This window comes from Nitratidesulfovibrio sp. D1 (assembly GCF_051133415.1).
GTDB lineage: Bacteria > Desulfobacterota > Desulfovibrionia > Desulfovibrionales > Desulfovibrionaceae > Cupidesulfovibrio.
Map to the genome: position 1 here is coordinate 419,346 of NZ_JBPGNZ010000004.1, position 15,375 is coordinate 434,720.

The 15,375-nt window shown below is 65.8% G+C and carries 7 protein-coding genes and 1 riboswitch; of the genes, 6 read left to right on the top strand and 1 reads right to left on the bottom strand.

Annotated elements, in window-relative coordinates:
• The first annotated feature begins 534 nt into the window (after positions 1-534).
• On the top strand, positions 535-1,884 hold the full coding sequence (locus ACR4XJ_RS09835) for a TolC family outer membrane protein (RefSeq protein WP_434755047.1): 1,350 nt from the start codon (positions 535-537) through the stop codon (positions 1,882-1,884).
• Positions 1,885-2,246: 362 nt separating this feature from the next.
• Positions 2,247-2,612 (top strand): addiction module antidote protein, encoded by a 366-nt coding sequence (locus tag ACR4XJ_RS09840; protein WP_434755048.1) that lies wholly within the window; start codon positions 2,247-2,249, stop codon positions 2,610-2,612.
• Positions 2,613-2,892: 280 nt separating this feature from the next.
• On the opposite strand, the gene ACR4XJ_RS09845 is transcribed toward ACR4XJ_RS09840, so the two are convergent.
• Positions 2,893-10,425: a VCBS domain-containing protein gene (locus ACR4XJ_RS09845; protein WP_434755049.1), complete on the bottom strand. Its 7,533-nt coding sequence runs from the start codon at positions 10,423-10,425 to the stop codon at positions 2,893-2,895.
• A 468-nt stretch (positions 10,426-10,893) separates the two neighbouring features.
• A riboswitch (cobalamin riboswitch) is annotated at positions 10,894-11,074 on the top strand.
• A 189-nt stretch (positions 11,075-11,263) separates the two neighbouring features.
• Between ACR4XJ_RS09845 and ACR4XJ_RS09850 the strand changes: the two genes are divergently transcribed.
• Genes ACR4XJ_RS09850 through ACR4XJ_RS09865 form a run of 4 tightly spaced genes read left to right on the top strand, consistent with a single transcriptional unit; the run spans position 11,264 to position 15,357 of the window.
• Positions 11,264-12,250: a sirohydrochlorin cobaltochelatase gene (locus tag ACR4XJ_RS09850; RefSeq protein WP_434755050.1), complete on the top strand. Its 987-nt coding sequence runs from the start codon at positions 11,264-11,266 to the stop codon at positions 12,248-12,250.
• The gene (locus tag ACR4XJ_RS09855; RefSeq protein ID WP_434755051.1) at positions 12,250-13,428 is read left to right on the top strand and encodes a FecCD family ABC transporter permease; all 1,179 of its coding nucleotides are present in this window, start codon (positions 12,250-12,252) and stop codon (positions 13,426-13,428) included. Before ACR4XJ_RS09850 ends, ACR4XJ_RS09855 begins: the two co-directional genes overlap by 1 nt.
• Positions 13,425-14,357 carry an ABC transporter ATP-binding protein gene (locus tag ACR4XJ_RS09860; protein ID WP_434755052.1) on the top strand — a complete coding sequence of 311 codons (933 nt, stop codon included), beginning with the start codon at positions 13,425-13,427 and terminating at the stop codon, positions 14,355-14,357. The genes ACR4XJ_RS09855 and ACR4XJ_RS09860 overlap by 4 nt, the downstream gene beginning before the upstream one ends.
• Entirely contained in the window at positions 14,350-15,357 is a 1,008-nt protein-coding gene (locus tag ACR4XJ_RS09865) for an ABC transporter substrate-binding protein (protein ID WP_434755053.1), read from the top strand. The genes ACR4XJ_RS09860 and ACR4XJ_RS09865 overlap by 8 nt, the downstream gene beginning before the upstream one ends.
• The last annotated feature ends 18 nt before the right edge of the window (positions 15,358-15,375 follow it).

Sequence of the window (15,375 nt, forward strand, 5' to 3'; positions counted from 1 at the left end):
GGGCAACCGGAAAGGGGGCAATACGGAGCCTGCCACGAGTGGGGGGAACCCGTGACGATTACCACGTTACGCCCCCCAGAGGCAGTCATCCATTATTTTTGCATCTTTCCCATGAAATGACTTTTCATGCGAAAATCACGCAAAAATTTTCGCGTCATCCCCCTTTCTTCCTGCATATTGAAATTGTGAAACGGATTCTTCGTTCTTCACCGCCCTGTCGCATGGTCATCGGCATACCAGCAGACCGTGCAGCATGGCATGCCGGCATCGCACATGCCCTCCCGGCACATCCCGGCATGCGTTCCCGCCCTCCCTCCCCGCCCCACCCCGGCTCGGCGAAACCGCAAAATTTCCCTCAAAAACTTGTGGGCCTTGTAACTAACCCTATTGCGCACGACGGCCAAAACAATGTAATGTTGTATGCAGTATCACCGTAAAAGCAGAAAGTGCGGACAGGGCCGCACCAATTTTCCGGAATCAATACGCGCTCTCCGATCCGCGTGCACGGGGGGGGGCCCAACGAGGAGGACTGTCATGAAGGAAAGGAAATCGCAAAAACGGCGCTGGCTCGCGTTCTGCGCGCTGGCCGCCGTGCTGGGGCTTGCGCTTGGGGGGCCGGCGCAAGCGCAGGAAGTGACGCTGAAGGATTCAGTCGTCAACACCCTTGAAACGCATCCCCGCCTCAAGGCTTTCCAGGAAAACCGCCAGGCTGCCGAACACGACGTTGACCGCGCGCGTGCCGGCTGGTTCCCGCGCCTTGACGTGCGCGGCGGCGTGGGCGTGGAGCAGTACAACGACCGTTCCACCCGCCAGTCCGGCCACGAAAACGACTGGTACGACCGCAGCGAAGGTTCGGTGACCCTCAGCCAGACCATCTGGGACGGCCTGGCCACCGCCAGCCGCGTGGACATCAACAAGAACAAGCTGGGGTCGGTGGACAACCGCCTCATCGACAACGCCGAAGCCCTCGGGCTGGACGCCGTGCTCGCGCACATCGAAGTGCTGCGCCAGCGCGAAATCGTCCGCCTGTCCGAAATCAACGTGCAGCAGCACGAGTCCATCCTGGGTTCGCAGCAGGAACGTTCGCGCATGGGCGCGGCCAGCGTTTCCGACGTCACCCAGACCCAGGGCCGCTTGGCCCGCGCGCAGTCGACCCTCATCGAAGCCCGCAGCGCGCTGCAGGTGGCCGAAGCCGCCTACTTCCGCCTGACCGGCCAGATGGTGCCCGAAACCCTGGGCCCGGCGGAAGCGCCCACGGCCACCCCGCCCAGCGTCGACGCCGCCCTGGCCGACAGCCAGTCCACCAACCCCAAGGTGCAGGCGCTGATCTCCGACGTGCGCACCTCGGAAGCGGAAATCGACCTCGCCAAGTCCGGCTACCACCCCGTGATCTACGCGGAAGTGGGCCCCACCTACAAGGACCAGGTGGAAAGCAGCCGTACGTATGAATGGGGCACCGCGGCCATGCTGCGCATGAACTGGAACCTGTTCAACGGCGGCGCCGACATGGCCGCGGTGAAGGGCGCCTCCGCCCGCTCGCGCCAGAGCCGCCAGGAACTGCAAAACCAGATCGACGAACTGGGCCGCGAAACCCGCTCCACCTGGACCCAGATGCTGTCCGCCCGCGAACAGCAGCGCTACTTCCTGTCGGCCATCGACTACAACGTGCAGACCCGCGACGCGTACATGCAGCAGTTCCTGGTGGGCCAGCGCAGCCTGCTGGACGTGCTGGACGCCGAAAACGAACTGTACAGCTCGTCCATCCAGGAAGTGACCTCGCGCATGAACGACGCCGGCGCCCAGTACCGCCTGCTGGCCCTTGGCGGCAAGCTGCTGGACAGCCTGGGCATCGACCGCGACGCCCTGCGCAAGAACACCGAGTAATAGCCGCTCCCGCAGAGAACGGCATACCCGAAGGGGCCGGTCCACAGGACCGGCCCCTTCTTGCGTGGGCAAAAGTGGAAGCGGGGAACGGGACCGCCAGGCCGGGCGAACGTCTGGATACGGGATGAACCGGCGTTCCGGCATGTGGGGCGCGCCATGCGCGCGGCATGGGAGGCGGGCTTGCAGGCGTTGGCGCCGCATCCCGGCGGAAATGCCTCCTCTCCGCCTGCCTGAGCACGACGGCTGCCTTTCCGGGCACGGCGGTGGAGAGACGCAGGGCGTGACTGCGGCCGCTTTCGACACTGACCGGACAGCGCCATATTCCCTCTTGACGTTTGTATCCTACAGGCTACAATCAAGTCGTGCAGAAGAAAAACATCTTCCACGAAACCAGCCGGTTTTCGGAGGGAGGAACGGCAATGAGCAACGTTGCTATCCGTGAATATGAAACGGCAAGGTACCTGGACAGCGAGGAAATGATTGCCGAATACCTCGCCGCGTGTCTGGAGGATCCGAACCCGGACGTGTTTCTTGCAGCCCTCGGAGAGGTGGCGAAAGCACGGGGGGTCGCCCAGTTGGCCAAGGAAACCGGACTGAGCCGGGAGAGCCTTTACAAGACCTTTTCTCCCGGAACCAAACCGCGTTTCGAAACGATTCTCAAGATAACAAACGCGTTGGGAGTGCCGCTTGGCATACGCCAGAGCGGAGAAACAGCGCACCTTGCGTGACATCAAAAAGCCCCTGGAATGGGGCTTTTTGATGTCGGAAACACGTTATCACGGGATTCCAAGGGGTCTTGCCGCGCTACGACCGCAATCCCTGCGTTGCTGTCCCCCTAAGGCGGGAAGACTCGCCAACGCGGGGGCAGCACTCGAAGGCTCGTGTAACGGTTGTCGTCCTTGTCAGTTGGAGGCGTACCAAAACAGAGGTTGCCACCACGCAAGACGCCCCGGCCGAAGCCGGGGCGTCCGTGTGTTCAGGGTGTGCCGCCGGGTGGCGGCGCGCCGGTTAGCTGTTTTCGGTGACGATCTTGTGGTTCAGGATGTGCTGTTCGATGGCCTGCAGGACGTTGCTCACATCGCTGCTGCTCATGCTGCTGTTGAACACGTTTTCGATGACCACGGTCTGCGGCGCTTCGGAGCCATGGTGCAGCGTGAGCTGGGCGTTGTCCCCGTTCTGCACCAGGTTCAGCTGGATGCCGTTGCCGGAGTTGCCGTCGCTGTCGAGCAGCACGTCGGCGAAGCGCAGCACGTCTTCTCCGATATTGAAGTCCTTCACCACGTCTTGGACACCGGCGGTGAAGTCTTCCGCGTTCCACACGAAGGTGTCCGCGCCTGCACCACCGGTCAGGGTATCTTCGCCCTGTCCGCCCACGAGGATGTCGTTGCCGGCATCGCCGTAGAGGGTGTCATTGCCGTGGCCACCATGCAGGTAGTCGTTGCCGTCTCCGCCGTGGATGGTGTCGTTGCCATAGTTGCCGAAGATGACGTCGTTGCCGCCCGTGCCGTGAATCGTATCGCCGGAGGTCGTACCAAGGTGGAACCCATTGTCGGAGGCACCCATATGGTAGTCGGTTTCCGGAGTAGCCGGAGTTGCTGGCGCGGACGCATCGCCGATGTGCACGTTGAGGGTTGCATAGTCGCTGGTGGTGCCAGCCAACTTGTACACGAAGGCGTCATCGTGGCCAGCATCCGTGCCCGTATGGGCCTTGTACTCGTACTGGCCGAAGTGGTTGATACGCAACGTCCCGTAGTCGCCTTCTATTTCAAGGTAGGCGCCAGTGGTGGGAAGTGCGACTCCGTTCACTTCAGTCACGTAGGCGGTCTGCCCGCCGATCTGGTCGGCGAACTCCGTCGCCGAAGCGTCGGTAACCACGTTGCCCGTCAGCATCACGGCGTGGGTGAAGACCACGTCGTCGATGTAGACGTTAAGGTTCCCGCTGCTAAACCACCCCCCACCGTCCACCGCCCGCAAGGTTATGTGATAGGTGCCGGAAGAGGTGAAGGTATGGGTGTAGGTACCGGTAACCGTTCCGCCGCTTGTCGCGGTGTGTATGGTCTTCGCGCCGGTGCCGTCGTCGACAACTATCTCAAGCTTGTCGCCCTCGTAGCCGAAGAACCAGTTTCCGCCGCTTGCCACGGCTCTCCAATCGAAGCTCACCGTGTCGCCAGCGTTGACCGTGAATTCCTTGGAAGTAGATCTGGTAGCGTTGTCGCTACCCAGGTTGAGAAGCAACTCGCCGCCCGTCGAACTGATGCCAGTACCGCTGGCCCAGCCACTCAGGTCCGAATCAAACATATCCGTCGTCACACTGCCCGGCTGCGTGTTCACGTAGTTGTCGTGCGCATCCAGTTCCGAGCCGCGCAGGTTCAGGGTCAGGGTGGCAGGGTCAGATACCGAACCGTCAGCATCGGCCACCGTATACGTCACCACTACCGTGCCGTTGGGGTTTGAACCAGGCTCGAACCTGTAACCACCTTCAGTGTCGATGATCAGCTTGCCGATTGTCGCGCCAAGGTCGAACACCGTATCTGTCCCATCGACCACACCGGGGTACGAAGTACTGCCTACCATAACCGAGACTATCGCGTGCAGATCAGGCTGGCCATCGAGATCTCCGGGATCGTCCGCACCCGACTTGTCGTTGGCCAGCAGGTTGCCGGTAACGGGCACGGTATCGAGCAGGGCCTGCGAGAAGTCGTTGAGGTCGTCAACGACCACAACCTTGTCATCCCCACCTCTCGTCCATGCCACGGTGCCCAGCGGCCCCTCATTCACGTTATTGGAGATGCCGAAGGCGTACACCGCGTCGATGGAAGTCCCCGCGAGGAAGGTCTCCCAATTGGTGATCTCGTTGCCGGACAGGCCACGCTCAGGCGGGTCTGGGTTGCCGTCGGACAGGAAGTACACCACCGACTTGTCCGCGGGCGGCATGCCGTTGGCGACGTCCGCCATCACCGTGTTCGTGGCGGCCTCGTAGTTGGTGCCGCCGGTGGGGTTCTTGCCGGTCAGGTAGGTCGTCACGGTGCCGGACTTGGCATCGTAGAACCACGTACTCGAAGCCGCCGTGCCGCCGTAGAAGTCCACGATCTTCACGTTGACGGAACCGAGGTCGGCGTAGGCGGCGATCAGTTCCTGCACGCCCTGCTTCGCCACTTCCCAGCGGGTGTAGTTCCCCTTGCCGGGCTCAGGATTGTCGACGCCGGAATCGTAGGCCATGCTGCCGGAACGGTCGAGCATGATGATGAGGTTGGTGGTCATGCCGCCGCTGTAGTCGTCCACTTCCGAGATGGCCGTCGGCTTGTCGTCGGCAATCGAGATATCCAGCTTTTCAGTGCCGGAGCTGATCTCCTGCCCGGCTTGGTCGGTGACCTTCACCTCGTACGAGAGCGTGACCGGACCTCCCGAATGGTCTGCGGCGCTCGACAGGTCGAACTTGTACGAGACCGTATAGGTTCCATCACCCTCTGGGGTGACATCGGTGATCACGATGTTGCCGTGGCCGGTATCGATGGTGCGATCCGCCAGCGAAACCGCCAGGTCGCCGTCAGAGATCACCGTCTTGCCGCCGATGATCACGTCGTCGAGACCGGCTTCGGCAGTGATGGTGAAGAAACCTTCACCATGCGTAGCCGTGGCACTCGGTGCGGAACCATGCGCAAGCCCGGATTCGTCCACTGAGATATCCGTTCCAGCAAGGCCGGTGATGCTCAGGTCGCGCTCTTCATCCGCGCCGTTTATGGTGATTGTCAGGTTGGCGGTACTGGTGTCGCCGTCGCCGTCGGTCAAGGTGTAGGCGAAGGTTTCCGTACGGGTTTGGCCGGCATCCAGATCGTCCAGTTCGCTGCCATTCTTCAGCGTATAGGTGTAGGTGCCGTCGGCGCTGACCACCAGCTTGCCATACAGCCCACTTACTTCCCAACCACCCTCGACCACCTGGGCGCCCGTCGAGCCGAAGGCGACCCCGGAGACATGTGCGCCGTCCGCGCCGAGCACATCGTTAGCATCAAGATCACCACCAGTGGCGGTCAGTACGGTGTCTTCCGTCACGCTGTTGGTGTCGGGTTTAGCCGTGGGCACATCGTCCACGATGGCGATGGTCAGGGTCGCACTGGCGGTGTCACCGCTGGCATCCTTCACCTCGACGGGGATGATGTTGCCGGTCACGCCGCCATCGGGGAAGTTGTGATCGACGTTGGTGAGCAGGGTGTAGGTGTACTCCACTGTGTACTTGCCATCGGAGCCCTGTGACCAATCCGTCACATCCAGCTTGCCGACGGCGTTTTCCAGGTTGGTGGTCACACGCCCGTTGCTGTCGATGAGCAACTCACCAGCGTTCTTCAGTTCATTCAGAGAAGAGAACGCCCTGTCGCCGACCTTGATGGCATTGCTGCTCGCAAACTCCTCGTCCTGCATGTCGATGGTGAAGCTGCCGCTGACGATTTCGGAGTTATCAGCGTCGCTGGTAAGCCCCTTTTCGTGCACCACATGGGCCACGGCAGGCATGTCGATATCCGGGGCGCGCTCCACCTCGAACACGTTCACCTTGAAGGTGCCGGAAACCTTGTCACCGTCACCGTCGTACGCGGTGTACTTGAACTGCAGGTTGCTCAATGCGTAGCCGGCGACGCCGGGCGTGCTGCTGCCGGGAAGGTCAAGCGGGACGTTCTGCGTGAAGACCCACTTGCCGGTTGCATCGATGGACATGGTGAAGGCCACGTCGGTCGTACCGTCGATGACGCCCTTGAGCCCGGTGCCATCGGCGACCACATTCACCTTGTGCCCGTCCCAGGTCCATATGTCGCCGGCATTGTACGAGATGGCGAGCGATCCATCCCCATCCGCGCCGTACTCGATATTCAGGTCGCCGGAGGAAGCGCCAATCTGCGACACCATGCCGAACTTCACGTTGGTGATGTAGAAGTCGCTGTTGTCGGTGGTGGAGGTGCCACCGCTGTTGTCCGCGCCCGAAACCACCACTCTGTCGTACAAGGGCAGGCCGGTGAAGGAGAACCCGCCAGCCTGATCCGCCGCGGAAAGGGTCTTGGTCGAAACCAGCGTGTCGCCAAGGTAGAACTTCACCGTGCCAACTTCGCCTTCGCCGCCACTGTAGAAGGCACCCGTGGACAGGCTGAAGCTGTTGGCCACGCCGTCCAGCTTGAACACCACGCCTTCCTGCTCGTGACCGAGCTTGTCGTCGCGGTATCCAACCTCGTTTTCACGATCCGGCGACATGGGGCCATCGGCCACATGCTTGCCGTCGTAGGTCACCCCGAGGCCGGAAGAGCTGAAGAACGGCGTTCCGCCATCCACGCGCAGGTCAACGACGGTGCTGGACAGCAGCACCGCGACGCCGGTCTCGCTGCCAAGACTGAATTCAAGTTCCGCACCAGACAGCGTATTCAGACCGAACGAAGAAGCCGTCGGGCAGGCAACCGGAGCGTCGTCCTTGATGCTCACCTGCAATTCACCGCTGGCGGTTCTGCCGAACTCGTCGGTGATGGTGTACGGAATTTCTATCTGGATCACATCATTCTTGTCGGAATCCGAACCCGTACCCCGCGCATCATTGTCCGGATGGTCGATGGGACCATGCAGCGTCACCGTGTACCCGCCGTTGGTCAGGTTCGTCAGTTGAATGCTGATTACCTTCGCGCCTTCGGCATCCGGGTCGTCACCGACGTAGCCGATCAGCGTCCTTCCATCCTCGGACAGTGCCCATTCCACATTATGTCCGCCGGACTTCAGCGCCACGCTCTTGCCCCAGGTGGTCCAATGGTCATCCCGGTCGGTTTCCGTCGCCTTGTAGGGTGACGTGCCCCACTTGAACGCGCCCGTGGCCGGATCGCTGTACCCGAACCCATAGGTGAGGTTGCCGGAGATGGACAGCGTGGCGGTTGTCTCCGACGGGTTTGACGGGTTCGTCCCGTCATGCAGCGGGTCGGCCACGTTCAGCCGGTCTTCGTCGAAGGTGATCTTCTCGTCCTTCGCGTGGGGATCCTTGTCCTTGATCTGGACCCACTCCGACGACGAATCTTCGGCCCAGTTGTTAAGGTGGGTCAATTCCCTACCCGAAAGGTCCACTTCCTCGGCAGTGGCTGAAGCGACGAACTTCACCGAACCGGAATTCGCGGAGCCCGTGTAAACCACGGGGATATCCTGCAAGAAGTCAGCCTGCGAACTAGGAACCTCCCAGCTTATGTAGTTGCCGAAAGGTGTCTCGTGCAGTACCCCGCCGTCCGGAATCTCGTAGCCTTCCGGCAGTTCAAACCCCTTCGGGATGAACAGCTTCACGATATGCTCTTCGGAACCGTCCAGGTCGTAGAACGTGGCGGTTACCTTGACCATGGCCTGCTCGCCGTACTGGAAAGAACCCTCGAACTTTCCGGTATCGGTACCCTCGGGCTGATACACGTCCACGTGCACGTCGGGCTTGTCGGCCACGGCGTCGATGAACACGGTGTGCGTCACCGTCCTTGTGGCGGTGTCGCCGCTGTCCGGGTCGTGGAAGTGGGCGGTGACGGTCAGCGTCACGTCCGCGTCGCTGTGCTGCGGGGGCATCAGCGTGACGCGATGCATGTCGTCTGCGGAGATGATGTAGATGCGCTGTCCATCTTCTTCCGTCACATAGTAGCTCTTCTGGCCTTCTTCTGCTCCAAACGCCTTAAGTTCATCACCACCCACAAGTATCGTACCCTTGGTGGGGTCAAGAGCGATTTGGATATTGTCCAGCACTTCGTCGTCATCGGGGGTGAACTTGAAGTTCAGGTCGATGTCCTTGAGCGAGCCGTGCCACGGATCGTTCACGTACGCCTGCGGGTCTTCGAGGCCCCAGTGCTGGCCGGTGACCTTGAAGGAACCGTCGGCCGGGGCCACTTCCACGGTGACGGAGCCGAGCACCAGCGAGGCGTCGTTCACGGTGGTCAGGCTGCCGTCCGCGTCGCGGTCCACGGCCAGCGCGCCGGTGACGAAGTGTTCCTGGTAGTCGTGGTTGTTGCCGTCGTGCTTGTCGCCGCCGAAAAACGCGAGGGAGGGAACCGGTTCTTCGCTGCCTTCCCCCGGCTGGTAGGGTTCATCCGGCGGGTACATGACCAGGGTGACCGACTTGGTGGCCTGTTCATGGAGCTGGCCCTGCGCGTCGGTGTAATTGGGGTAGCCGGTGATGCTCTCGTCACCCACGGGAATGACGTAGTAAAGCCCATCCGGATCGATGCCGCCCAGACCACCACCCTGCGTGCCTGAAGCCGCGATGTCGGAACCCAGCTCCAGGAATTCCGAAAGGTCCAGTTCCGTGCCATCGGGGAAGACCACCTTTTCGTAGGTCCAGTCTCCCTTCTTCTCGATGATCAGGTAGTGCTGCTCCGACCCGTCCTGATAGTCGCCGAAGGTGGCGGACAGGGTGATGTGCACCGCGCTGTTGACCTCGTCCGCGCCGCCGGGGTCGGCGGCGGTCCGGCTGTCCTCATTTCCGTCGGGGACGGTGTCATAGCTGGGCCTGCCCCACCGGGCGAGCTGTTCCATGGCCTCTTCCTCGCCACCGGGAATGCTCTCGAACGGACCGTAGGTGACCTCGGCGCCCAGTTCCAGGGGCCGGTCGGCCACCGCATCCACCACCGCCGTAAAGGCGAAGGGCACGGTGCCGGTCAGGCCGGAGTCGGGGTCGGTGATGCTGGCGAAGCCGGAGAGCGGAATGTCGGTGCCGCTGTCCGCGTTGGGCAGCAGGGTGACGTTGCCGATGTCCGCCGCGGCGATGACGTAGTTGCCCGCGCCGTTGGGCAACACTTCCACGCCGCTCACCAGCAGGTGGCCGTCGATGGGACCGATGAAGGTGATGGAGTTCAGCACTTCGTTGTCGTCGGGCGTGAAGGTGAAGCCGAACGCAGCGGCGAAGGCTTCGGTGAAGCCAAGGTGCTGGTTGGGCTGCCAGTCTTCGAACGCGCCCACGTAGGTGCCGGGGGGAACCTGATCGGGGTGCAGGGGAACTTCGCCGTTCTGCCCCGGAATCTCGGTGGTGACGCCGGTGGTGATGCTGACCAGCAGCGTGCCGTTGGCCGGGTCGATGATGCCTTCATCCTCGATGGTCGCCAGCGGGGTCACGCCGAAGGTGCCGGTGCCCAGCGGGTCAAGGCGGTCCACGCCGCCGATGAGGTCGCCGGCGTTGTCGTCGTAGTCGCCCACGCCGCCGCTGCCCGCGGCCGCGCCCGCGCCGGGACCGGCGGCGGGCAGCAGGTCTTCGCGCAGGGCCGCGAGAAACGCGTCGCCCGGCAGCGTCTGGCCGTCTTCAAGGTTGAAGGCGGGCAGCTGGTTGGATTCGAACAGGCCGAAGAAGTTGGAAAGGACGATGCGGCCGCCGTTCTCGAACAGGAACACGAGATCCTGGCCGGACTGCTCCAGTTGCGCCGCTTCGGACGGGAAGCCCATGTCCAGCGCCGCACCAGCGATGTTGTCGATGACGATCTGCTGGTTTGCCTGCGGCTCGGTCAGCTGGATGTGGCGGGCCGCCGATGCGGCGCCTGCGGTGGTGGTGTTCTGCGTAACCATGGCTATCTCCCCATGTTGGCGAAGGCGCGCTGCGCACTCCGACCTTGCGTTGTGCGGGAATGCCGTTCGGAATCCGATTCCGGGCGCGCCCCGCCTGCGTTCAGCCTGTTATCCGGTGTGCCGCGTTTCCGTCCGGCTTTTCCGGAATCCCCGAATCCAACCGTAAATTCGTTTCGGGACTGGCCTGCCATTCATGTTTTATTCAGGAATGCCAAGCTGTTTTCATTTCCCTTCATGCCCGCTCCCCACAATCCGGCCGTGTCCGGACAAGCCGGATTCGGGAGTGCGACTAACGACTGTTTTGCAACGGCGATGCCAACCTGATTAGTCCTGTATTACAGGCGTATTACGAAGATATTCCGATGCGCCGCATCCGGATTGCCCGGATAAGGCAGATGCGCCGGACGAGGGGGATGAGGGGGGGCGAAGGGGCGCGGCGAGGCCGCTTGACAGCCTCGCCGCGCCAAGCCTATCCATCTCCATTCAGGTGTCCCTGGGACTTGATAGGGAATCCCGTGCGAATCGGGAGCGGACCCGCCGCCGTAAGCCCGCTGGAACGCCTGCTCCCCCGAGCGCCACTGGACCTTGGTCCGGGAAGGCCGGAGCAGGCCGGGCAAGCCGGAAGACCTGCCTGACGCGTCATCGGCCATGCCCGGAAGGCAACGGGGCTTTTGCCCTTCCGGGACCGGCGGCCACGTTCCGCGCGCCCGCGCACCCCATTCCGTCGCGCCGCGCCCGGCATATCCGCCGGGTCCGCCGGACGCATGGGGCCGTGCCGGGCCGCACCCGCAGTGCCCGCCGCCTCGCCAATTGCCCGCCTGCCTCTTCGGAGGTCCCCATGCTTCACGTGCCTGCCGGCATGCCCGCCACGCGGCGGGATGCCCTTTCGCGCGCCCTTGCGACGCCCCCCCTCTCCCGCATCCTGCCCCTGCCGCTGCTGGCCGCCCTGCTGCTGGCCCTGTGCCTGTCACTGCCCGGCGCCGCCCTGGCCGGGCACGGCGGCGAAGCCGCCCGCAAGGACGGCATCCTGCTGGTGGCCTTCGGCACCACGGTGGAAGAAGCCCGGCCCGCGCTGGACAACATCGAACGGCTGGTGCGCGCCGCCCATCCCGACGCCGAAATCCGCTGGGCGTGGTCGGCCCGCAAGGCCCGCGCCTCGCTGATCAGCGAAGGCAAGCCCGCCGCCTCGCCCCAGCAGGCCCTGGCCGACATGGCCGAGGAAGGCTTCACCCACGTGGCCGTGCAGTCGTTCCACACCATCACCGGCGAGGAATTCCACGGCCTGCTGGCCACCGCCAGGGCCATGGAAGGGCTGCCCAAGGGGCTGACCCGCATCGCCGTGGGCCTGCCGCTGCTGGCTTCCACCGACGACGCCGAATCCCTGGCCGTGGCCCTGAAGTCGCTGCTGCCCAAGGAGCGCAAGCCCGGCGAGGCCGTGGTGTTCCTGGGCCACGGCAACCCGCACCACCCCGCCGCGCTGAGCTACCCGGCCATGCAGTTCTACCTGACCAAGGCCGACCCGCTGGCCTTCGTCGGCGTGGTCGAGGGCTCCCCCTCGTTCGACGACGTGGCCAAAGCCCTGTCCGAGCGCAAGGTGCGCACCGCGTGGCTGGTGCCGCTGATGGCCGTGGCGGGCGACCACGCCCGCAACGACATGGCCGGTGACGATCCGGAATCGTGGGCCTCGCAACTGCGCGAGCGGGGCATCACCCCGCGCCCGGTGCTGCGCGGCACCGCCTCGTCCGACGCCGTGGCGGCCATCTGGCTGCGCCACCTGGACGACGCCCTGAAGCAGCTGGACCAACTGGACCGGCCGAACCAGTAATGCACAACGCCACCGCGCCCCGGTCCGCGCCGCATCAGGCGGGGGCCGGGGCCGCGCGGCCGCGCCGCGTCCTTCGCAGCATCCTGCTGGCCGCCCTGCTCTGGGCGGCCACGGCGGTGCTGGCCTGCCTGTTCGGGCCGTTCCGCATTCCCGTGGACGACGTGCTGCGCGCGCTGGCCGAACTGGCGCTGCCCGGCGCTCTCACCGGCGGGGCCGACGCCGCGCCCGACGCCACCCACATGCTGGTGGTCACCCGCATCCGCCTGGCCCGAGTCTGTCTGGCCCTGCTGGCGGGCGGCGGGCTGGCCGTGGCGGGCACGGTGTTTCAGGGGGTGCTGCGCAATCCGCTGGCCGACCCGTTCACCCTGGGCGTGTCCGGCGGGGCGGCCTTCGGCGCGTCGCTGGCGCTGACCCTGGGCATCGGCCCGCTGGCCGCGTGGCTGGCCCTGCACCTGCCCGCGTTCGCGGCGCTGTCGCCGCAGGCCCTGCTGCCGCTGGCCGCGCTGGCCGGGGCGCTGGCCTCGCTGGGCGCGGTGCTGCTGCTGGGCGGCGCGGCGGGCGGCGGAACCTTTCGCCGCGAAACCGTGGTGCTGGCCGGGGTGGTGGTGTCCACCGTGCTCTCGGCGCTGGTCTCGCTGGTCAAGGCTCTGGACGAGGAATCGGTGTCCAGCATCGTGTTCTGGATCATGGGCAGCCTGCAAGGGCGCGGCTGGGCGCACGCGGCGGTGCTGCTGCCGTGGCTGGCGCTGGGCCTGCTGCTGGTGCTGCCGCGCTTCCGCGAACTGGACATCCTGGCCCTGGGCGACGTGCAGGCCCGGCAGTTGGGCATGGACACGGCCCGCGTGCGCCTGCAACTGCTGGTGGGCGCCAGCCTGATCACGGCGGGCTGCGTGGCGGTAAGCGGGGTCATCGGCTTCGTGGGGCTGGTGGTGCCGCATCTGGCGCGGCTGCGCCTGGGCGCGGCCCACGGGCCGCTGCTGGCGGCAGGCTGGTTCGGGGGTGGCGTGCTGCTGGCCTGGGCCGACGTGCTGGCCCGCACCCTGTTGCCCGGCGGCGCGGAACTGCCCGTGGGCGTGGTCACGGCGTTGCTGGGCGGGCCGTTCTTCTGCCTGCTGCTGGTGCGCGGCGGACGCGGCCCGGCAGCCCGGACGGCGGCCGCGGCGGAGGGCGCGCCATGATCGAACTTTCCCGCGTGCATGCCGGGTACGGCCGCCGGGCCGACGCCCCCGGCGGAAGCGACGTGCTGCACGGCGTGTCCCTGTCCGTGGCCCCCGGCGAGCTGGTGGGCCTGCTGGGACCCAACGGCAGCGGCAAGACCACCCTGCTGCTGGTGCTGTCCGGCGTGCTGGCCTCGCGCTCGGGCTCGGTGACCCTTGACGGCGCGCCCCTGCACCGCATGCGCCCGCGCGAGCGCGCCCGGCGCATCGCCGCCGTGCCGCAACGGCCGGAGCACATCCCCGACCTGGACGCCCTGTCGCTGGTGCTCATGGGCCGCTACCCGCACACCACGCTGCTGCGCGGCTACGGCCCGGACGACCATGCCGCCGCCGTGGCCGCCCTGCGCGACACGGGCTGCGCCCACCTTGCGGCGCGCGGGGCGCACACCCTGTCCGGGGGCGAACTGCAACGGGTGCTGCTGGCCCGCGCGCTGGCCCAGGGCGCGGACACCCTGCTGCTGGACGAGGCCACGGCCGGGCTGGACGTGGCCCGCGCGCTGGACATCCTGAACCTGCTGCACGCCCGCCATCTGGCCGGGGCGCGCATCGTGGCCGCCGTACACGACCTGAACCTGGCCGCGCTGTACTGTACCCGGCTGATATTCCTGAAGCACGGCCGCGTGGTGGAAGACGGCCCGGTGGACCGCACCTTCACCGCCGCCGTCCTGTCCGAGGTCTACGAGGCCCCGGTGGTGGTCCGGCCGCACCCGGTCACCGGCGCGCCGCAGGCCAGCTACATGCCGGGTGTGCCGCTTTCGAAACCTGCATCGTCACTGTCCGGTTTTTCCGGACACGCTTCTCCCCTTTCCGCAACGCCCCCGGAGCCGTCCGGCGTGTCCGGAATTTCCGTACAGACTCCGCCCCTCCCCACGGAGGCACAGGATGACTGACCGCATGCATCCGCCCGTTCATCTGCCCGCCACGGTCCCGGCCACGGCGCGCCCCCTTCGCCCCGGCCGGACGCTGGCCGTGGCCCTGCTCCTGCCCCTGCTCCTGCTGACCGCGCCTCCCGACGCCCGCGCCGGGCAGCCGGACGGGCCGGTGTCCATCACCGACGACACCGGGCGAGAGGTGCGCCTGCCCCATCCCGCCCGGCGCATGGTGGCCCTGTACGGGGCGTTCAACGAACTGCTGGCGGCCATGGACCTGACCGGGCGCATCGCCGCGCGCACCGCCGCCGACGAGGAACCCGCCGCCATCCGCCACCTGCCGGTCATCGGCACGCACATGCGGCCCAGTCCGGAAATGGTGGCCGCCGTGGCCCCCGACCTTGTGTTGCAGATGGAGGGCCGCCGCGAGGCGGGCGAAGCCGTGGAGGGCTTGCGCGCGCTGGGCATTCCCGTGGCGGTGTTCCGCGTGGGCTCGTTCGACGAACTGTTCGGCGTGCTGCGCCGCGTGGGCGTCCTGACCGGCGAACCGGACCGCGCCGCCGCGCTGGAAGCGGCCCTGCGCGCCCGGCTGGACGCGGTGGCCGCGCGGGTGGCGGACCGCCCCCGGCCCACGGTGTTCTTCGAGGTGCGCCACCCCAACCTGCTGGCCGCCGGGGCCGACTCCATCGTCACCGACATCATCGCCCGCGCGGGCGGCCGCAACCCCGTCACCGCCCAAGGCCGGGTGGCCCGCCTGAGCGAAGAGGAATTGCTGCGCCTGAATCCCGACGTGTACCTGCTGCAACGCGGCCCCATGAACCCGGAACCGGAGCCGCCCGCCGCCCGGCCCCACTACGCCACCCTGTCCGCCGTCCGGAACGGGCGCGTGCTGGGCGTGGACGAGGCCCGCTACTCCCGCCCCGGCCCCCGGGCCGTGGACGCCGTGGAGGAGCTTGCCCGGTACCTGCACCCCGATGTATGGGCTCCCACCCCGGCCACGACCGCGCCGACCGCGCCATAGCATCCTTCAAGAGGTTTT

Bases quoted from the DNA above. Each gene is read 5' to 3' on its own strand.
- ACR4XJ_RS09835 (WP_434755047.1), top strand. From the start codon at position 535: ATGAAGGAAAGGAAATCGCAAAAACGGCGCTGGCTCGCGTTCTGCGCG.
- ACR4XJ_RS09845 (WP_434755049.1), bottom strand. From the start codon at position 10,425: ATGGTTACGCAGAACACCACCACCGCAGGCGCCGCATCGGCGGCCCGC.
- ACR4XJ_RS09850 (WP_434755050.1), top strand. From the start codon at position 11,264: ATGCTTCACGTGCCTGCCGGCATGCCCGCCACGCGGCGGGATGCCCTT.
- ACR4XJ_RS09855 (WP_434755051.1), top strand. From the start codon at position 12,250: ATGCACAACGCCACCGCGCCCCGGTCCGCGCCGCATCAGGCGGGGGCC.
- ACR4XJ_RS09860 (WP_434755052.1), top strand. From the start codon at position 13,425: ATGATCGAACTTTCCCGCGTGCATGCCGGGTACGGCCGCCGGGCCGAC.
- ACR4XJ_RS09865 (WP_434755053.1), top strand. From the start codon at position 14,350: ATGACTGACCGCATGCATCCGCCCGTTCATCTGCCCGCCACGGTCCCG.